Origin of the sequence: Photorhabdus aegyptia (assembly GCF_000612035.1) — a bacterium.
Lineage (GTDB): Bacteria > Pseudomonadota > Gammaproteobacteria > Enterobacterales > Enterobacteriaceae > Photorhabdus > Photorhabdus akhurstii.
This window is the reverse complement of sequence record NZ_JFGV01000060.1, coordinates 1-21,749: the sequence shown is the minus strand read 5'-3', so window position 1 is coordinate 21,749 and position 21,749 is coordinate 1. Positions and strand designations below refer to the sequence as shown.

Genomic DNA, 21,749 nt, shown 5'->3' with positions numbered 1-21,749 from the left:
TTCCTTTGTTTATACTGATACCATTTTAAATCTTCTTAAATTTTCGGATTGTAATAGGTGAACTCGACAAAACTCTCAATTCCATTAAAAGCAGGCACATCCTCTAGGGTTGTAATAACCGCAGAGTAACGCCCGGGGGGTAGCAAAAATGTCTTAATTTCTCGCACCGCCGTAGTTACCGTTCTTTCTTCGTAATCAAAGGAGTGTCCCCCATCGTATCCCCCTGCGTTTATTTTTTCGTCAAAAAAAACCTGACCGTTTCTAACCAGATGAAGCGAAACGGGAGTTGTCACCCCGTCATCATAAATACTCCCAAATAACTCATCTCGCCTGTTCATTTCATCATGACCATGCCCTCTAGCAAACAACAGGGCAAACTGATAGTCTCCCTTCTTGCTGATTTCAAAATCAATTTTGACTGACTGATCAGAATGCGACACATCAATCGGTCTGTATATATTAATGGGCTCAGAACATGCCATTAATAAAATGCAACTCATAAAAATAATAATGTTTTGCCAGTTTTTAAACCTTTCGTGTATATGTAATACTTTCATTTCATCACTCCAAATTTTTATATTTCCTTTGTTTATACTGATACCATTTTAAATCTTCTTAAATTTTCGGATTGTAATAGGCGAACTCAACAAAACTCTCGATGCCATTAAAAGCAGGGACATCTTCCAAGGTGGTAATTACCGCAGAGTAATGTCCGGGAGGTAACGAAAACGTTTTAATTTCTCGCACCGCCGTGGTTATACTCCTTTCTTCGTAATCGAAGGTACGTCCCCAGCCATATCCTCCAGCGTTTATTTTCTCATCAAAGAAAACCTTGCCATCTTTAATTATCTGAAGTGAAACAGGGGTTATTATCCCGTCCCTATCAATATCCCCAAACAACTCAAGCCGCCTTTTCATTTCCTCATAGTCCCCCCCTTTAGCAAACAGCAGGGCAAACTGATAATTTCCTTTCTTACTGATTTCAAAATCAATTTTGACTGACTGACCTGAATGCGACGCGTCAATCGGTTTGTATATATCAATGGGCTTAGAGCAGGCCATTAACAAGGTGCAACTCATAAAAACAATAATATTTCGCCAGTTTTTGAACCTTTCGTGTACTTGTAATATTTTCATTTCTTCACTCAAAATTTTGATATTTTCTTTGTTTATATTAATACCCGTTTAAATCTTCGGCTTGAAATAAGTGAGCTCTACAAAACTCTCAATATCATTAAAAGCAGGCACATCTTCCAGTGTTGTAATTACCGCAGAGTAACGTCCGGGGGGTAACTCCAGTATTTCAATATCGCGCACCGCGGTATTTATACTTCTCTCTTTGTAATAGACGGTACGCCCCCAACCGTACCCCACCGCATTTATTTCCTCGTCAAAAAAAACTTTACCGTCTTTAATCACACGAAGTGAAACGGGGATGGCAACCCCGCCCTTATCAATACTCCCGAACAACTTATCCCGCCTTTGCATTTCACCAAAACCACGCCCAGTAGCAAACAGCAGGGCAAACTGATAATCGCCCTTCTTGCTGATTTCAAAATCAATCTTGACTGACTGATCAGAATGCGATACGTCAATCGGTCTGTATATATTAATGGGCTCAGAACATGCCACTAATAAAATGCAGCTCAGAAAAATAATAATGTTGCGCCAGTTTTTAAATCTTTCGTGTACCTGTAATATTTTCATCACGTCACTCCACACCTTGGTATTTTCATTGTTTATATCGATACCATTTTAAATCTTCTTAAATCTTCGGATTAAAATACGCAAGCTCTACAAAACTCTGAATGCCATTAAAAGCTGGCACATCCTCCAAGGTGGTAATTACCGCAGAGTAACGTCCGGAGGGTAACGAAAGTGTTTTAATTTCTCGCACAGTCGTATTTACCCTTCTCTCTTCGTAATAGAAAGATTCCCACCCATCGAGCCTCACTGCGTTTATTTTCTCGTCAAAAAAAACCTTACCGTCTTTAACCAGACGAAGCGAAATGGGGATTGCAACCCCATCCTTATCAACACGCCCAAACAACTTATCTCGCCTTTCCATTTCAGCATAACTACGGCCATTGGAAAACAGCAGGGCAAACTGATAATCCCCAGCCTTGCGCTTACTAAGTTCAAAATTAATCTCGACGGATTGCCCCGAATGCGACACATCAATTGGTTTGCGTATAGCATCAATGTGCTTAGAGCATGCCGATAATAAGGCGAAACTTAAAAAAACAATCATTTTTCGCCAGTGTTTGAACCTTTGATGTACCTGTAATACTCTCATCACATCACTCCAAACTTTGATATTTTCTTTGTTTGTACTTTCAATAAGCATTATTAAATTGGCGTCTAATTACATGCCTACTAAAGGCACATAATTACTGAATTCAGACTTGATCAAAATCGCCACCGGATTAATATTATCTACTCTGGGAATAGAGCTGCTATAACAGATTGTAGATCTGACCATTGAATACACTATCCGTAATATGTACAAAGCTCTCAATACCATTAAAAGCTGGCACATCTTCCAGGGTGGTAATTACCATCGAGTAATGTCCGGGAGTGAACTGAAATATGTCAATAGTACGTACCGCCGTATCTATATTTTTTTCTTTATAATGGACGGTATGCATCAGCGTTGCACCCACTGTGTTTATTTCCTCGTCAAAAAGAACTTTGCCGTCTTTAACCAGACGAAAAGTAATAGGTATGGCAACTCCATCAACATGAGCACGGAATAACTCAGATCGCCTTTCTTTTTCCTCCTGACTATCCCCAATCGCAAATAATAGGGAAACCCGATACTCTCTAACCTTGCTGATTTCAAAATCAAATTTAACTGATTGACCAGACTTCGACACGTCAATCGGTTTGTATATATCCATCGGCTTAGAGCATGCCATTAACAAAGTGCAGCTCATGAAAATAATCATATTGCGCCAGTTTTTGAACCTTTCGTGTATACGTAATACTTTCATTTCATCACTCCAAATAAAGTAAGGCTGCTAAAAACATTAACGGTCATTTATCTCAAACCCGGAAAACGGTGAATATGGCGAACCGGGTTTACAGAGCTGTCTTTACGACCCACCGTTCTCTCATCGCTCTCTCAAACTTTCATCCAGATGCTGCTGTAATGGACTCAAGAAGTAATCGATCACGCGACGTTGATCGGTTTTTATTTCTGCCGTGATCGACATGCCCGGAGACAGTGGGACTCTCTGACCATTGACCAGCACGTGATCAGACTTCAAGCGAATACGGCTGCTATAGATGAGTCCACGCTTTTCGTCCTCGATAGCGTCGTTCGATACGTTCAGCACTTCGCCGTCAACGGTGCCGTACTTGGTGAAAGTAAAAGTTTCCACCTTAACGGTGACCGGTTGACCAACATGGACGAAACCTACATCCTTGTTTTCCAGCATGGCCTCCACTTCTACCGGTTGGTCTGCGGGAACGATGACCATCAGCGGCTGAGCGGGTGTCACCACGCCACCGACAGTATGGATAGCGAGTTGTTGAACTGTGCCGGCCACCGGGGCTTTGAGGCTGGTCAAGGTTTCCTGATAGCGGGCCTTCGCCAGCTCCTGAACTAAGGTCGCTGCTTTTTTGTTGGCTTCCTGTTGCAGGTCGAGCATGGCGCGGCGATTTTGCGCAACAACAGTCTCACGCCGACGTCGCGCCTCGTCCTGAGCGGCGGTGTACTGCAAGACACTGGCCTGTTGTACGCTTAACTGGCGTTGCAGATCCAGTCGCGTCTGCTCTTTCTCCAGATATTCATGCCGTGACACATACTGTTTCGTCAATAACCGTTGGTAATCCTCGGCCAATTGTGTAGCAATCGGCAGCGTTTTTCGCAGGCTAGCCACCTGAGATTGGGCTGACTGGATTTCGGCGCTGCGTTGGAGAATTTCTGCATCCACCAACTCCAGGTTGCTGCGGTATTCCTGGTATTGTCCTTGTAGCCAGCGTTGGGCACTGAGCACCTGCTCAGGGTTGGCGTTGTCAATCGTTCCTACCAGCGAAGCCGGCGACTTTTGTTGATTGATCGCGTCGAGCATGGCGGCACTCCGCGCACTGTCGATACGAGCAGCCAGCAGCTCGCTCTGAATCCGGTTGACGTCGGCGCTCGCCGCCGTCGGATCGAGTTCGACCAACAACTCGCCGACTTTCACCGACTGACCGTCATTGACGTGGATCGCTCTGACCACCGCCGTTTCGCTGGATTGAATCAACTTGGTCTTGCCATTGGGAACAACCTTTCCCGGGGCGATAGCCACTACCTCGATTTTGCCGATGTAGGCCCAGAGCAACGCCAATACAGCGAAACCCATAATGCCCCAGGTGAAAATCCTCGGTGCTGGGTGAACAGGTGTTTCCTGCAACTCCAAAGCCGTCGGTAAAAATTGTAATTCATGAGCAAGTCGCGGCGACACGTCCATGTTTTTACGTTGGCGCCAAGACTCACGCCACACGTGACGATAACGCTGCAATAAGGAAAGGGTGGCGCTCATTTGAAATTATTTTCCTTGAATCGGAGTATGTTTATCTCGATCACATCTGCCTCTGATGGTGTTATTAACCATTGATTACGTTATTAACCGTTTTCATCGTACGTTCTGGAAATGGAAGCCTTTCAGCCCTGCTGCATTCGATACAGTCGTGAATAGTGGCCGTCCTGACGCGCCAGTAACTCGGCGTGGGCTCCCTGTTCAACGATCTGCCCGCGATCCATCACAAGGATACGATGCGCGTCGCGTACAGCGGACAACCGATGAGCAATGATGATGACCGTACGCCCCTTGCAAATGCTTTGCATGTTCTGCTGCACCACCCGTTCAGACTCGTAGTCCAGCGCACTGGTCGCCTCGTCGAAAATCAAAATGCGAGGATTGCCGATCAAGGCTCGGGCAATGGCTACCCGTTGCCGTTGACCACCCGAAAGTGACGCGCCGTGCTCACCCACAATGGTGTCGTAACCTTCGGGCAGTTCAAGGATGAATTCATGAGCTCCAGCCATGCGGGCGGCGTGCATGACCATTTCGAGCGGCGCACCCGGATCGCTTAAAGCAATGTTTTCACGAATACTGCGGTTGAATAGCATATTGTCCTGCAACACCACGCCAATCTGCCGGCGCAGCGAGGACACATCAGCCAATGCCAAGTCCATGCCATCGACCATGACCCGTCCGCGCTCTGGAACATAGAGCCGCTGCAACAAGCGGGTCAGAGTACTTTTGCCGGAACCGGAGCGGCCCACTACACCAATGATTTCTCCCGCGCCAATGACCAGATTGACGCCGCGCAGCACCTCAGAACCATCAGCCCGATAACGAAAATGCACCTGTTCGAACTCTACCTGCCCCTTGAGCGGCGGTACTGTGCTACGTGTAGCCTGAGACAATTCAGTACGGGAATTGAGGATATCTCCCAGACGCTGCACTGAGACTCCGGTCTGCTGGAAGCTGGTCCACAGTTGCGCAAGACGCATGATCGGGCCGCTAACACGGCCGGCCAACATATTGAATGCTATCAGTTCCCCCACCGATAGCTGCCCCTCTATCACGAGACGCGCACCGAGCCAGAGTGTGGCGACCGTCACTAACTTGCCGATAAGCGAGACGCTTTCATTGGCGATAGTGGATAAGGTCTGTGTTTTGAAACCTGCGGCAACATAAGCCGCCAGTTGGTTGTCCCACTTGCGGATGGCCTGCGGTTCAACCGCCATTGACTTTAGGGTATCGATGCCATTGACCGTTTCGACAAGGAATGCCTGATTCTCAGCGTTGCGTGTGAAGCTATCCTGTAATCGCTTACGCAAGAGAGGTGTAACCAACCCCGAGACGAGTGCATAGAGCGGCAATGATAACACCACAACAAGGGTCAACCAGCCGCTGTAATAGAACATCACAAGGATGAATACCAGAGAAAAAAGCACGTCAAGCATCAGGGTAATAGCGTTGCCGGTGAGGAAGCTGCGGATGTTTTCCAGTTCGCGTACACGAGCCACAGAATCACCGACTCTCCTTGCCTGGAAGTAAGCCAGCGGCAGATTAATCAAGTGCCGAAACAGATTCGATCCCAACTGTACATCAATACGGCTGGTCGTATGGGCAAACACGTAGCTACGCAGACCGCTCAGAGCCGACTCGAACAACATGATGCCCAGCAATCCCGCCGCGACAACATCCAGTGTGGTTAGGCCGTGATGCACCAGTACTTTGTCCATGACCACCTGAAAGAACAACGGAGTCACCAGGGCAAACAACTGCAAAGCAAAAGACCCCAACAAAACTTCGCCCAACAACTTGCGGTATTTGACGATAGCCGGGATAAACCAAGTGAAGTCAAAGCGTGAAGTCTCTCCGGGCAGACCGTTACTGGAACGCACAAGCACCAGTTGCCCTGTCCAACGCTGCTCAAGCTGCTCGAAGCTGATAACTTCAGGGCGAACCGAACGTGGGTCCTGAATCAAAGCCTGTTCTTTATCCAGTTTGGCCAAAATAAAAAACTGCCCATCTCTGTCCATAGCAATGGCAGGCAATGGAGTATGTTCAAGTCTGGTAAGTGTTGTGTGTACAGCCTTAGCTTTCAGCCCTGAATGACGAGCAGCCAGCAACAGCTCCTTCAAGGTAAGACCTTGGTTGGAAGTGGAAAATTCGTGTGAAAGTTGTTCAGTCGATATAGCTATGTTGTGAAATCTAGCCAACATGGCCAAGCAAATCAGGCCGGTATCCAGCTCCGGGGAAGAGTGGGGTGACTCAGTACTCATTTCATTATCCTGCATCAGACAACTTAATCCTTAAATTAAAAATCTGGATATTCATCTCACCCCTAGCAAGCTATCCAGACATATCCGCAATCCGTTTAGTAAACAAATCACAATTCATATAATTAGGCGTTTATATCATCAAATAATAATAAATTTCATTTAATATATTCACAAACTGTGACATTAACCACACAATAATATTAAAATTTATTAAATTTATAATTTTGTTATTTACATTGATAACAAAATATAAACATCAACAATTTGATTCAGTCATTGCAACTATTTTTGAATCTTTTGAATCGGTGAAATTAAGATATCGATCAGTATATAGCCATCACGATGAAACTATTCGATATGGCTGACTGAACGATTGCGACTCACAATCAATCAACATGAAGGACTAAGAAAAGACATTTCAATTAAAAAATAACAAAAATTTTGCATAGGTAGGTTTAAGATACATTTATCTTGTATAGGTCAATGTAATCTCTAGTTCACTGCACGAGAATTTTTTAATCACCTAACCGATAACTTTTTACAAAAACAAAAAGGCGTATTTACCGAAGTCAGCACGGCAAATCAGAAATCTCATTAAAGGCATTAATGATCTGATTGTCGGGCTTAAAAGCCCATCCAACAACCGAACAAATCACGATCAAAAAAAATGTCAGAGAAGATATGGCAACATCATTAATATATAAATTTTTTTACACAAGTCGGTCTATCAGAGCAAACGTTAATCCACCTGTAAGTTAAGCCGTTCTGCTAATCCACTTCGCCTTTGAGTTGGCATCTGGATTGCCTGACGCAATACCGCTTCATGTGCATAAAGAGTTAGTTTTTCTCTGGCCCGGGTTATCGCTGTATAAACCAATTCACGGCTGACAACCGGCACAAACTGCGTTGGCAATACCAAAGCTGTGTGGTCAAATTCTGAACCCTGTGATTTATGTACGGTCATCACATATGCAGTTTCATGTTGTGGCAAACGACTTGGCTGGATTCCTTTAATCTGTCCATCAGGCAACTGAAAATAAGCTCGCAGTTCATGATTTTCGTCTCTGAGCATAATACCGATATCACCATTAAACAGGCCCAGTGTGCTGTCATTACGCGATATCATGATGGGGCGGCCAGCATAACCACGACTGAAAGTCCCGACAGGGCGACGAATAAGCCCCTGACGATGTAATAGCTGTTCTATACGCTCGTTAAGCCCACTGGCGCCAAACGGTCCTTCTCTCAGCGCACACAACAAACGATAGTGGTTAAATTCATCTAAAATCGCTTTGGCCGGTGCCTGCTTTGCCACCAGTTGCAAATAAGCGTGATAACCCGATACCGTTTCTGTCAGCAATCGCTGATAATCTTCATCGTCGGACAATGGGTAAAAACAGATATCCTTCAACGGTTGCTGCAAAATAGAGAGAGCTTGTCGACTCTTCCCCTGATTAACGGCCGCAGCCAACTGACCAATTCCAGAATCTACATTAAAGCGGTAACTTTTGCGTAAAAGACACAAACGTTCACGAACCTCTGGGATATTTTGCTGATCACCCGCAACTAACCGACATCCTGTTAATCTGCTTAGCTGTTGTGCCCTCGTTATGCTGTATCCCTGTTCAGCAAAACGGCAAATATCACCCAACACCGCGCCTGCTTCCACTGATGCCAATTGATCACGGTCCCCAAGCAGAACAATTTTCGCTTTCGGAGGCAATGCATCAATCAACCTAGCCATCATGGGTAAATCCACCATTGAAGCTTCATCCACCACCAGCACATCCAAACTCAGTGGATTATCTCGATCATAGCGCAATCGCTGGCTATCAGGCTGCGCTCCTAGCAAGCGATGAATCGTCTGTGCCTGATCCGGCATACATGCAAACTGTTCTTCCGTCAGAGGCAGTTTTCTGACCGCACTATTAAGAGATTCGGTCAATCTGGCGGCCGCCTTTCCTGTCGGAGCCGCCAGTTGGATAACCTGCTTTTTATCAGGATGAAGTTTGATTAAGGCAGCCAACAATTTAGCAACTGTCGTTGTTTTTCCGGTTCCCGGTCCGCCAGAAATAACTGAAATTCTGCTAGTCACCGCAACAGCCGCAGCTACCTTTTGCCAGTCCACCGTTTCCTCAGGCAGCATGAATAATTCATCCAAAACAGTTCTCAGTTGCTGTTCTTGAATATTATCGGTTGGTTGATTGCCGGAAAAGAAAGCCGCCACCTGACATTCACTTTGCCACATTCTCTGCAAATAAAGCCGGTCATGGGAAAGCACCACTGGCGTTGGTTGAAGCCCATCACTAACCGCAGCACAATTTTCCAGCGCTATCAGCAAACTCTGCTCATCAGGTTTTCCCGCAGCTCGCCATAATTGCTCTGCAAATTCACGATGTCGCCCATCAAAAAAATATTCTGGCGTTATCCGATTAACCGGCAGGCAAACATGCCCGGCACCAGTTTCAGCGCTCAACAGCGCCATCACCAACAACAAAATAGGATCTTTATCCTCAATCAATGCATGAGCAAACTGTAAGTCCAATGAACGCAAAAGTCTGAGGTTTACTGCCTGTTGTAATAACGAAATCATCAATTTTTCTCTTTTTCAGACTGTTCATGACCACTGAAGAGCAGATCCAAAGCATCAACAAATTCAGCCGATGGCCGACAATTGAAAATACCATTCCCCGGTTGTTGTTTATCTATTCCCCTCAGAAACAGGTAAATCACGCCGCCGAAATGTTGTTGGTAATCATAATTAGCCAGCCTGTGACGCAAATAACGATGCAATGCCAGTGTATAAAGCTGATATTGCAGGTCATAGCGATGTTCAATCATGGCTATTTCCATTGCCTGTTGAGTATAAAACTGGCTCTCCTCTCCCAACCAGTTTGATTTGTAATCCAGCACGTAAAATTTGCCTTGCCAACAGAAGACCAAATCAATAAACCCTTTCAGCATTCCTTTCACCTGCTGAAATTCCAGTTGGGGACAACGGGCAGAAATCGGATCATAACGACGCATCAGCGTATCCAACGTCTGAGATCGCAAAAGTTGCTCAACCGGCAGATAAAACTGCATTTCATCCTGTTGATGATGCAACGGAATTTTTGCCAGTTGCACTCCTTCATCATTCAATGGAATGGTAAAAATGTCGGTCATCCATTGCTGTAACGTCCCACTCCATCGTTCATCAAATCCGGCTGATTGCAGTTGTTCTGCCAACCATTTCTCATCAGGTCGTTGGCTGAAACTAAGTTCTTCCAAAATAGCGTGTAAAAAAGTCCCCGCGGAAGCTCCCCGAGGAAATGTATGGGGTGTCATTTCAAGTTGTTCTGCTAACTGTCTTTCACCACTAGCATCAACATCAAGCTTTGGCGCAATAGATTGAACAATCACGTCAATAGATTCTTCTCCAGCAAAATAAGCAGAAACATTGCCACGATGAACCATAGAGTTTCGTAAACCAGAATAACTGGTAATACGCCAGTCATCCTGGACTCTGCGTTTAAATTGCCTGGCCGACAGGACTAAATCATTTTTACTTTGCGATTGCCAGGGATGACCATCTGTTTCATTAATTGATGATATAACAATGCCATCCCCGCTTAATTCTTTAAGCGATGTCGCCAGAAAATCAGCATCCCCTTTCACTCCCTTTTGCAACAGGTAGCCCAGAGCACACTGATGCAGATCAGTATCCCCGATCTTTTTCTTATTGCCTTTTATCAGCGGAGCCACGCCGACACTGCAATGGTAAACAGAGCGCGTCAATGCGACATAGAGTAAACGCAAATCCTCTGCCAATCGCTCTTGTTCCGCCAGCTCAATCGTCTCGTCGTCAGGAAAGATATCGAGGCAAGCATTAAAGCTCGTACGATCATGATATATCGCCCGCTTCTGCTCCCTGAAATTACAGATAAATGGCAACCATACCAGCGGATATTCCAGACCTTTAGATTTATGGATAGTACAAATTTGTACCAAATGACGATCGCTTTCCAGCCGCATTTGCTGGTTTTCAGATTGTGGATCAGGATGAGAGATTTGCTGAGCTAGCCAGCGGGTGACTGCATGTTCACTGTCAAGTTGTAAAGATATTTCCTGCAACAACTCACCAATATGCATCACATCCGTCAAACGCCGTTCACCGTCATAACTGGCAAGCAAATTCTCAGCAATATGATGGTTGGCGATTACCGCTCGTAACATAGGTAACACACCACGGCGTTGCCATAAACGACAGTAACCATCAAATTCATCAACTAATTGATCCCATGCCTTTTCATCATGATTCAACTTGTCTATCTGCCGGGCAGTTAGACCAAATAAACCACTCGCCAACGCACTTCTCAAAACCCGTTCTTTTTCCGGTGATAACACCGCTTGTAGTAACCAGAGAATGTCCTTGGCTTCCTCGGCGGCAAATACACTTTCTCGGTTAGAAAGAAATACAGAAGGAATAGATAACAGGTTAAGCGCACTACGGATCAATGTAGCTTCCTTTCTGCTACGTACCAAAACCGTAATATCAGCAGCCGTCACAGGCCGGGAACCTTCACTTTTATGTAATAAAGCCCGCCCTTCACTACCTGCCTGCAACCAATCTCGAATTTGCGCAGCACAGAGCCGTGACATCGTTTGCTCATAATCTCCGGTAGAAACGCCTTCTCCCGGTTGTAACCAGAAATTCAGTGCGGCCTGTTCTTCACCGTCATAGCTAAAAGAGAGCTCTCGATTTTTTTCTGCCGCAGAGACTTCAATAAAAGGGATCTGCTCAAACAAAAATGGCTTTTCCGAACGCATAAACAGTTTGTTTACTGCCTGTACCATTGAGTAAGCAGAGCGCCAGTTTGTTTCCAGAGTATAGTGAGCACTTACCTGAGAGCGGGCGCGAATGTAAGTGAAAATATCTGCGCCGCGAAATGCATAAATAGCTTGTTTGGGATCACCAATAAACAGCAAACCATTTTCAGGTTGAGTGCCATAGATAGTATGAAAAATCCGGTATTGCTGTGGGTCGGTATCCTGAAATTCGTCGATCAACGCAATCGGATAGCGCCGACGAATAGTCTCAGCAAGCAAATCACTGCCAAGGCCTTTCAGAGCATCATCAAGACGGGTAAGTAAGTCATCAAACCCCATCTGACCTCGTGTTAGTTTTTCCTGACCGATTGATTGACGAATCTCAATAATAGCCCTGGAGATAATCAAATCACGTAAAGTAAGTGGTTGCTTATATAAATCATCTATCGCAACAAAAAGTGAATGTTCAGGTACCTCGCCTTTTTTTGTCTTTTCTGCCAACACCGACTGCCGGAATTTCTCCAACGCTTTTGGCAACAGATAATCCTCTGTAGGCGCCTGAGCCCAATCCGTGACACTATTCAGCCAATTTGGTAAGTGCTTACTACTGTAACTTCTTTTATCAACACCAGAGTCCGCAATTAAATCGTGCAACTCTCCAGCAACTTCATTCCATTGGTATTTAACATCACTGATCAACTGGATAATTTTTTCATGGCGACTTAACAACGTTTCATCACTGTCCGGCGCATTAACAATATATGGCATATCCCCTTGTAAATAAGGGTGTAATTCAGCCAACAGAGCTTCCGGCCCACTCCATTCCTGGCTGATTACCTGTGCCATTGATAACGGCAATGGATAACAGTGGCGCCGCCAGAAATCGGCACAGCCCTGCCGTTCTAATGGCTGTTGATCTTGAATTAATGTCTGTTCAAACAAGATCCCAGATTCAAAAGCGTTATGTGCCAACATCCTCTGACAAAAACCATGAATAGTATAAATCGCGGCTTCATCCATTTGCCGCTCGGCGGCCAGTAACCAGGTAGCCGCCCGCCCTTTATCTGGGATTTCATCCAATAGTTGTTGATAGGCTGGCTCTGCATCTTCTACTTCGTTTCGAATACAAGCGAGGCGAAGTTTATGAATATTTTCACGGATACGCCCACGTAACTCATTCGTTGCTGCCTCAGTAAAAGTGACCACCAGAATTTCTTCCACGCTCAAAAGTCGTGAAAAAGCGGCATCTTTCCCCAGCCCAAGCAGAAGACGCAGATATAAGATACCGATAGTGTAGGTTTTACCCGTCCCGGCCGATGCTTCGATCAGCCGCTGACCATTCAGCGGCAGAGTTAATACATTAAGCCTGTGAACAGATGTCTCTGTGATCACTGCTCTCTTACCTCAATAGGTAACCGTTTCTGAAATTCAGTCACATTCTGATAGGTTTTCCAACCTTTCAATTTCGCATATCCATCCAAACCTCCTGATTTACCAATCACTTGTGAAATCAATGACAGCCCTCGATGTTTGATTACCGCATTCCGATAGAAATTAACCAATTGCTGCGGTGTGGTTTTCTTTAGGATCTCAAGCATTTTATCTCTGCTATCAAAACTAAAGTTATTGCGGCTAAAATCACTAGAGAAACGGGCAACTTCGGCATAGAAAGTTTGTGGCGGCTGCTGTTTTTCATTAATCAGCGCACTCTTGTATTGTTCAAAATCAGCTTGAGACATTGCTTGCAATTTATTACCGGCGTTCTGATAGAAATCTCGATAACGCTGATTCAAATATTTTGGTTGTTTACTATTACTTTGTAGCAGGAAACCCAATCCCCACTGCTCCCCTACACTGGTATTGAAAGCAAACACCGCATACCCTAGTTGTTCTACTGTTCTTAACTGCTCATAGAACCACGGCTGGAGCATATTACTTAACAAACTGGAATAAACATAACCTTCTATACGGTTATAACCTGTCGGAATATAAACCTCGGCTAAAGCACCATCTGTACTGCTGCCAACACGCTGGAAATTAACCGGGTAATTTTTATCAATCACCACCTTATTCCCAATCCACCAGTCATTTCCTTGATTCGCCAGTTGGTTATGGGCAGATTCAGCAATCACTTTGCTCTGTTGTTCGGTCAAGTTGCCAATTATCATCATTTGCAAAGCAGCATTTTTTATCATTTCATGACGATACGTAACAATATCCTGAACTGTGATAGTTTCCAGCGCTTTTAAACGAGTGGACTGCTCAGTGTAAGGCACCACAGAAAGGCGCTTCAACGGCTGCATAGCCATGTCATAAGCTTTAGCGTTATTAGAAACCTCTATCTGCTCACGATACCAAGACTTAGCTTGTGACAGTTGATCCTCTGTTGGAGTGAACGCCATGTAATTACTGATTAAAGAGGTTAAAAGCGCCGATAGATTTTGAGTGTAACCACTTACTTCCAGTTGCAGTCCCTGTGATGAACTAGTAGAAATATTCATTCCAGCAACAGAAGCCTGATAACTAAGCTGGTCGAGGGAAAGCCCTGCTAAATAATCAAGCAAAGAGGAAGTGACCTGCTCACGGGCGCTATCCAAACTGTCCGCATTACGTAAATCAAGCGTAATACTGGCCTTAGGCTCATCAGCAAAATATTGGCTCGGCATATAAAACAAACGGACATTCTGCTGTTCAAGGATCATCTCTGGATGTTTTTGACTCTTATCTGCTTTTATCAGCTTCAAATCGTCAGGAATATAAGGATTTGGCACAGGCAAAGAAAAGTTCATCCGCGCCTCTAACTGCCGCCATTCCATCCGTTGCTGTGATGTGATTCGATCAACCTGATAAGGCGCCTGAACAAAATAAGCCTGTTTATCGTGCGGCTCTTTTGGGCTGATATACCAAATTCTTGCATTTTCAGGCGTCAACTCAGCAAGCCGGTTGGCAATTGCTTCTGGGTCATAGCTATCAGCCAAATAACCGGCATTAAGTACATTGGAAACAGGAACTCGCAACATAGCATCCGATAACCATTCGATATAATGCATATCACGAACAATGGAGCCATAGCGGAAAGACAGATTCAAAACCTTCGCGATCTCATCAAAATAACTTTTCTGGATGCCTTTTTGTTTTAACAAATTAATATAAGAAAAAATAGCCGCAATAACCTGATCCCGTTGTGCAAGCCCTTTATCTGTCAGCGTCACATAAATAAAAAAGATACCCTTGTTACGATCAACCATCGGCTCTGCACCAGCGCTGATACTTTCTGCTAGCCCTTGAGTTTGTAGCCAATCTGATAATGTATTCAGGCTACGGTTGCCTATCATATAACCAAGATATTCATCGGTTTTACTGCGGAAATCAGCACTGTTATTGTCAATACTGAACTCCAATTGCAACGCCTTTTGCGGTTGGGCGGGAACATAATGGATGATAATCCCTTTCTCTTTTTCCGTTACTGCCGGAACAGTAATCGGCGGCACGCTCGCTTCTCTGTCAGGTATTCGACCAAAAGTATCAACAGCAATTTGAGTCAGTTTATCGATAGGCTGATTACCGTAAATGACTCCTTTCATCAGATTGGCAGAATAATAACGCTGATAGAAATCCACCAGTTCTGTCTGTAATTTACTCCCTGGTTTATCTTTCAATGTTTCTAGATTACCACCAGAAAAACGGGCATTGGGATGTTTAGGATTCAGGGTTTCTGCCCGTATTTGAGCCACCCGCATCCCATCACGAGAACGCGCCATTGTTAGCTCTGCATTAACGGCGTTTCGCTCCCGATCTGCATTCACTGGATTAAGTAACGGCTCAGCCAGTGCATCAGCCAGACGATCTGTAGCTTGAGCTAATGACTCATTTTCTACTTCAAGGTAAAAAGCCGTGCGGTAAGAGGCTGTGCTGGCATTATAGCTACCACCATGCTTTTGCAAAAATTCAGATAAATCACCTGACTGCGGGTAACGTTCAGATCCCATCAGAACCATATGTTCCAGATAATGTGCAAGCCCAAGCTGGCTGTCAGGGTTTTCCATACTACCAACGGGAATTGCTACCGCTGCCAGAGATTTGGTTGCCTTCTCATCAGATACCAGCAAGACCGTCATATTGTTTGCCAATCTGATTCCCTGATACTGACGATGATCATTTTCGCTTTTATAAATTGTCTCTTGCAGTAGCTGCCACTGTGATGTTTGCGCATAGCTTACTGTTCCCCAAAAAAGCAGGAACATCACAGTAATTATGCGAACAAAATGTTTATGCATTATCCGATATTCTCCCTATGTTTCTGATTTCGCGCCATCGGTAACAAATAATTGAGCGCTTCCTGTTTAAGTTTTGCTAAAAATGATTCATCGATTTGCCTGAAAGCCCGCTGAATATAAGAATCATCTCCTTCGCCTGTACGTCCCTGATCTCCAAGCCATACCTTCAATAGCTGGCTTTCAGCTTTTGATTGAATTTCATCACTACCATCAATCTCACCTGTCTCTTTATTCATACATGTAGAAAGCCACGCCCAACCACTTTTACAAAACAGTGGCAGAGGCGCTGATATTCCTCGTTGATATCCTTCAACCAATTGATTCAAATAATCTTTCGCTTGTCCTGAAGACATAGAGGTAAAACGCCATTCGCTGCCATCACGCCCATAACTGCGGCTTTCACCCTCCCCCCCGGCAAGACAGTAAGCCAAATGCTCAATCCACAATTGCATGCCATCATTGGCTGTTAAGCTGGCTGGCCGCCAACGTAGCAAACCATCTGGTTGCACCCTATTAATTCGCCCTGTCAGCGTCACCTGGCCTAAATCATGATGTAAATCAACAGATAAAGTTTCCATCTGTTGTTCACGAATTTTATCCGCCAGAGGCTGCATCTCTTTTTGCTGCTTTAACCAATAAACCTCGCCAAAAGCACCAAAAGGCAACCCGCCAGCAGCACGAAGCCGACTGAAAAGTGGTTCAGGTGATTGCTGTTCAATGAGGGCACTCAGCAATAGCTGATTAAACTGATAACGCTGGAGATTATCTAAAACGAAAGGCTCTTCCTCTGGTAATTCCGTTTCTTCAATAACGAAATTTACTTTCAAGCAACGTTGGAAAAAAAACCGAACGGGATGACGGTAAAAACTGCTCAAATTATCAAGTGTAATTTCTTGAATTTGCTCCGTTTCAATAGATTGGCAAAATTCAGCGTATGCCGCACCTTGCTCAGTTGCCGCCGGTAACCACTCCCCGGCATAGCTTTGCTGATAACTGCCCGGTATAAAATTTTCCGGTGCAAATGGAACGCGGGAATGAAGAGATAACAGATGTTCTCTAACATGAGTAGCACTTTGATCAACATTCAGTTTTTCATTTCCCGGCAAACAAAAACTTTGGCAGACATAATCCAGTAATTCATTTACCAATACGGAAGGATTACATTCCGTATCATCACGAATGGATTTACCAATATAGCTGATATAGAGAAACTGTTCGGCAGATATCAAGGCTTCAAGGAATAAATAACGGTCATCATCCCGCCGTTTTCTGTCTCCCCTCTGACCTTTTTCCGCCATCAGATCAAATCCAAGCGGTGGAATTGAACGGGGGTAGATACCATCATTCATTCCCAATAAACAGACAACTTTAAAGGGAATAGAACGCATCGGCATTAGAGTGCAAAAATTGACAGAGCCGGCAAGAAAACGCTGGCTGATTTTTTCATTATCAAACTGAAGTGCCAATTCATCTCGTAATAGAACCAATGGCACACTTTCTTGATAACGGGCATTCAAGCCATTGACGATGACTTTCTGCCATTGCTGTTCTATCATCGCCAGTACTAATTCAGTTTCACTATCTGATGCAAAAAATGTCTCCAGCAACTGCTGGCAGATAGGTAACCAACCCGTTAATGTTCGGCTCTCGCCAAGAATCTTGCGCCAATAGCTCAATTGCATTAAAAGTTCAGCTAATTGTCCGGCAAGCTCTGCGGCTAAACCACTGGATTCATCATAAGGCAATACTTCTTTCCAAGGGCCCGACCTACTATCCATTGCGTAACCCAATAACATTCGAGTGAGTCCAAAACGCCATGTATGCTGACCTGTTACCGGCAAAGAGAGTTCTTCTACATTATCGTCATCCAGCCCCCAACGAACCCCTGACTCTTCAACCCAACGCCTTAATAAACGCAAACCATCTTCATGAATGTCAAATTTATTCGCCAGCGCGGGTACTTCCAATAATGCTAAAACCTGTTCCGTCGTAAAACGGCTTTGAGGTAAATCAAGCAGTGTAATAAATACCTGTAAAACCGAATGCGCCTGACGAGCCTTACGATCAGAAATGGCAAATGGAATATAACGTTCAGCAGAGACATTACCAAATACCGCCTGAACATAGGGAGTATAACTGTCAATATCCGCGACCATCACAATAATATCCCTTGGCGTCAGCGATGGATTATCTTCCAATAATCGCAATAGCTGGTCCTGTAAAACTTCCACTTCACGTTGAGGGCTATGGCAAACATGGAAAGATAAAGAGCGATCCAACGGATCAAGCGCTCTTTTTTGCAGACTGTTTTCAAATGTTTCTTTCGTTGAACCAATTTGGGCATGATCTTCCAGATAGAGAATATCCCTTTGCAATTGATGTAATAGATTATCCTGTTCTAATTCAACAAAGGCGTAAACATCCGAACTCTGCTCAAGTTGCGACAATAAATAGAGATTATCACGACCCAACCGTCCCCACGATGCCAGCAAGGGATTACTTACATCTTGTTCACCGTCATCGTTAAACAGTGATTGAGCATTACCCGGATCTTTAAAATATTCCAGCTCCTGTTCGCTCTTATAATGACGTGGTTTACGGCTGCTCAGTTTCGCCAGAAAAGCATAATTCTGAATATCTCCCCAATAATATTTACATGGATTGGTAAACATTAGGTGAATATCAATATGCCGTGCCAGTGCCTGTAAAGCTTGTAAATAGACCGGCGGTAAGGCAGAAATACCACAGATAAATACTCGTTTCGGTAAACAAACTGAAAGCTTAGTATTATTTTCCCGTTCAAGACTGTTTTCCCGTTCAAGACTGTTTTCCCATTCAAGACTATTTTCCCGTTCAGGACTATTTTTCAGTTCAGGACTATTTTCCAGTGTCGAAATAAAGCGCTGATATAAATTAGCACGATGCCACTGGGGTTGTTGTAACTGGTGAGTATATTCCGTCAGTTCCAACCACAATCTTTTCTGCCACAACTGATTATCGCTCAAGCCATCAATAAGCTGGCCTTGTTGCCAACTTTCCAACCATTGCGGGCGATAAACTAGATATTGGTCAAACAGATCAGCAACCCGCCCGGCCAGTTGATGAATCTTCCGTTTATCAAAATCTTGATCAAGGTAATGCCTGAGCGCGACAAACTCCGCTTCTGGCAACAATTGAGGCAATAACGCCATCAATTTCCATGTCATAGCATCTTTACTAAAAGCACTTTCTTTAGGAATATCAGGCAATACTTTGGTAAACATATCCCAAATAAACGTAGCGGGAAGCGGAAATGAAATATTGGCTGATATGCCTATTCTTTCGGCCAGTTGGATTTGCAGCCACTGTGACATACCAGGACTTTGTACCAAAATGACTTCCTGCGCAAATGGATCAGTCAGGGGATTATCCCCGATCAATATTGCTATCAATTCCTTAAGAAGATCTAATTGATTAGAATGATAAACCTTGAACATCGGAACTCCCATTTGAACAAATCCATCGGCTTGCTTTACTTTGCTGATTATAAGGCGTTATTACTATAACTGTAAGCTGATAGCAGCCAGACAACGGATATGTTGTCTGAAATTCAGCGTGCCAACCCGATGGTAATATTATTTCTGGCAAAGGATTTTGACCTGCAATTAATTCATATTGTTCCAGATACTCATAAGATAATTTATCCGCCTTTGATTGCTGCCAATGTTGCTGAAACCCAAATAATAACGCCTGATGATAACGCATTAATCCCAACAGAGAGACCGAAAAAACCATAACAGCAATCATTACTTCGGGCAAACTCATGCCTGATTGATGCTCATAAAAAAGATCTGACTTCATGAACAAAATCCTACATCTACTTCAGGACAAAAATCCAGCCAACCACTTTCTACCGGGATAAGAGAATCTCTTCCACCAGCAGAAAGTAATTTCATCCATTGATATAATCCGACAGATTGTCCAGATGCCACATCAGCCATACCTTTCAGTAGAAAGAAATGACTCGATTGCCTTTTTAAGCAACTGGTCAAATGAAATTCTTGCTGTTGCTGGCAATACCACTCTTCTGTCTCATTACTATGAAGCGGCCATGACTGAGCGATTCCCCATGCCAATGAAGATTCTGCTTGCTGAAAAGCTTTTAGATATCTGCGTTCATCAACCATCATGATTAAAGCGTTATCCAGATGATGATGCAAAGCCTTTAACATCATCAGGCTCACTGCCAACAATATCAGCACTGAAATTAGCAATACATTACCTTGCTGATATTGAAAGCAGTCATGCGGAGAATGCTCAGCCACAGTACTTATCCCCTGATATTGCGCAAACGTATTACTGACTGATATTGGTAGTTTATCGATGGATGTTTAAACCAATGTGCAATAAGCACCAATTTGATAAAAACCAAGCCATCTTTTGCTGGTAATTTTTCAGCTTTAAAGGAATCTACCACTATTTCATTTGGATCAAACAGCCTTTCCCAACCATTTTCCTGACAGTTACCCGCTCCCCTTTTCCACTCTACTGACTGATTGCTAAGGCGATAGCCAAAGAATTCCGATTCACTGTGTTCTGGCGGTTCCCATTGGTTATTTATGTTAAGATCGTATGCAATAATCAGGCATGAATCCTCACTCTCATCACTTTTATTATCGATGAATATTGGTTTTCCATCACAATAATGCTGACAATATCCAGCACGGCGAATATCTTTTTCTATAATATGTAATGTTTGTTTAATGAAATAACCTAAACGATATCTCTGATATAACTCCATTATTTGTTTAGTTAAAATAGGATAACTTTTCGCAATCGCTAGTAAGATAATACTGCCAATAGCCATTGCCACAATAACTTCTAATAATGTCATTCCAGATTGGTTTTTATTTTTCATTATTCCAATAAAGTATCAATTATTTTAGTGGAAAATCATCATTAATCACAAGCTGGAATTTGGTTAAATTTATTATTACTACATGATCTCATCCTACCTCGTGAAGAAAAAATAATAGATATTTCACCTGCGGAATTCGCCAAAGTAAAACTCGCGGGTATCATGGTGTTTCTTATTCCATGAAATTCTATCTGATCCTTGGTTGCTGAACTGATAATAACATCCTGATAAGGGGAACTTATTCCCTCAACATTTTCTAAATCACAATTAGCCAATACCGGATTAGAGAGCGTGATGCACCAATCCTTTCCGATTTTCAGCCACAACACGACTCTTTTATTCAGATAATTTGCCAAAGATTGTTGTCTGGCTATAAATGTTAATATTTTCTGTGCTGATTCCTGCAACCTGGCTCTTTCCTGGTGATAACCCCATTCCTGTACTCCCCATAAGGAAAATATTGAAACCAAAACAATAACGATCATCAATTCCAATAAAGAAAAACCTAATTGATTATCAATATTATAATGGCCGATTATATTCATATTATTTACCATTGATAATTCCTTATTTCCTTTCGTAAGACATTCTATTTATTTTCAAAACAAAATAAATATAAATTTGAATTTTATGCGAGAGTGCATCAATAAAAAAACAATAGCCTATTATTGTTACATTTAAATTGCGTAGAGCTTCGCAAAAATCAACGAGAATAGTTATTTTTGTTTCTTATTATTGTCATGCATTGTAAGATTATATGGCTATGAGGAAGAAGCTTCATGAGCATAATAAAGAAAATATTGAATGCTTTACATGAGGGTGTTATTACTATTAATTTATTCTATAAAGATAAATAATATCAGACTAGAAGGTAATTAATTGAGAAGCTTGTTTTAAGTATAGAGATCAATAGTGGTATATACCCAATGGATTTCAAGATGCATCGCGGCGGCAAGGGAGCGAATCCCCGGGAGCATAG

Annotated in this window: 15 protein-coding genes; all 15 read right to left on the bottom strand. The window is 43.5% G+C overall.

Features of this window, described 5'->3' with window-relative positions:
- Positions 1-35: 35 nt before the first annotated feature.
- Positions 36-557: a DUF5625 family protein gene (locus tag BA1DRAFT_RS16690; RefSeq protein WP_036781433.1), complete on the bottom strand. Its 522-nt coding sequence runs from the start codon at positions 555-557 to the stop codon at positions 36-38.
- A 58-nt stretch (positions 558-615) separates the two neighbouring features.
- Positions 616-1,137, bottom strand: coding sequence for a DUF5625 family protein (locus tag BA1DRAFT_RS16685; RefSeq protein WP_036781431.1), 522 nt, complete (start codon positions 1,135-1,137; stop codon positions 616-618).
- A gap of 48 nt (positions 1,138-1,185) precedes the next feature.
- The gene (locus BA1DRAFT_RS16680) at positions 1,186-1,707 is read right to left on the bottom strand and encodes a DUF5625 family protein (protein ID WP_036781429.1); all 522 of its coding nucleotides are present in this window, start codon (positions 1,705-1,707) and stop codon (positions 1,186-1,188) included.
- A gap of 58 nt (positions 1,708-1,765) precedes the next feature.
- Positions 1,766-2,296, bottom strand: coding sequence for a DUF5625 family protein (locus BA1DRAFT_RS16675; protein ID WP_036781427.1), 531 nt, complete (start codon positions 2,294-2,296; stop codon positions 1,766-1,768).
- A gap of 160 nt (positions 2,297-2,456) precedes the next feature.
- Positions 2,457-2,993 carry a DUF5625 family protein gene (locus tag BA1DRAFT_RS16670; protein ID WP_036781425.1) on the bottom strand — a complete coding sequence of 179 codons (537 nt, stop codon included), beginning with the start codon at positions 2,991-2,993 and terminating at the stop codon, positions 2,457-2,459.
- A gap of 120 nt (positions 2,994-3,113) precedes the next feature.
- Complete coding sequence (locus BA1DRAFT_RS16665) at positions 3,114-4,529, bottom strand: HlyD family type I secretion periplasmic adaptor subunit (RefSeq protein WP_036781422.1); 1,416 nt, start codon at positions 4,527-4,529, stop codon at positions 3,114-3,116.
- Positions 4,530-4,651: 122 nt separating this feature from the next.
- The gene (locus BA1DRAFT_RS16660) at positions 4,652-6,787 is read right to left on the bottom strand and encodes a type I secretion system permease/ATPase (protein WP_200868797.1); all 2,136 of its coding nucleotides are present in this window, start codon (positions 6,785-6,787) and stop codon (positions 4,652-4,654) included.
- A gap of 739 nt (positions 6,788-7,526) precedes the next feature.
- Entirely contained in the window at positions 7,527-9,380 is a 1,854-nt protein-coding gene (gene recD, locus BA1DRAFT_RS16655; protein WP_036781417.1) for an exodeoxyribonuclease V subunit alpha, read from the bottom strand.
- Entirely contained in the window at positions 9,380-12,985 is a 3,606-nt protein-coding gene (gene recB / locus BA1DRAFT_RS16650) for an exodeoxyribonuclease V subunit beta (RefSeq protein ID WP_036781447.1), read from the bottom strand. The genes recD and recB overlap by 1 nt, the downstream gene beginning before the upstream one ends.
- Positions 12,985-15,873, bottom strand: a complete 2,889-nt coding sequence (ptrA, locus tag BA1DRAFT_RS16645) for a pitrilysin (RefSeq protein ID WP_036781415.1) — start codon at positions 15,871-15,873, stop codon at positions 12,985-12,987. The genes recB and ptrA overlap by 1 nt, the downstream gene beginning before the upstream one ends.
- Positions 15,873-19,349, bottom strand: a complete 3,477-nt coding sequence (gene recC, locus BA1DRAFT_RS16640) for an exodeoxyribonuclease V subunit gamma (RefSeq protein WP_036781413.1) — start codon at positions 19,347-19,349, stop codon at positions 15,873-15,875. Before recC ends, ptrA begins: the two co-directional genes overlap by 1 nt.
- Positions 19,327-19,713: a prepilin-type N-terminal cleavage/methylation domain-containing protein gene (locus BA1DRAFT_RS16635; protein WP_036781411.1), complete on the bottom strand. Its 387-nt coding sequence runs from the start codon at positions 19,711-19,713 to the stop codon at positions 19,327-19,329. The genes recC and BA1DRAFT_RS16635 overlap by 23 nt, the downstream gene beginning before the upstream one ends.
- Complete coding sequence (locus BA1DRAFT_RS16630) at positions 19,710-20,177, bottom strand: YgdB family protein (protein ID WP_051560827.1); 468 nt, start codon at positions 20,175-20,177, stop codon at positions 19,710-19,712. Before BA1DRAFT_RS16630 ends, BA1DRAFT_RS16635 begins: the two co-directional genes overlap by 4 nt.
- 5 nt (positions 20,178-20,182) lie before the next feature.
- A complete protein-coding gene (locus BA1DRAFT_RS16625; protein WP_036781409.1) occupies positions 20,183-20,770 on the bottom strand; it encodes a prepilin peptidase-dependent protein in 588 nt (195 codons plus the stop codon).
- A 41-nt stretch (positions 20,771-20,811) separates the two neighbouring features.
- Positions 20,812-21,327, bottom strand: coding sequence for a prepilin peptidase-dependent protein (locus tag BA1DRAFT_RS16620; protein WP_051560826.1), 516 nt, complete (start codon positions 21,325-21,327; stop codon positions 20,812-20,814).
- Positions 21,328-21,749 lie beyond the last annotated feature (422 nt).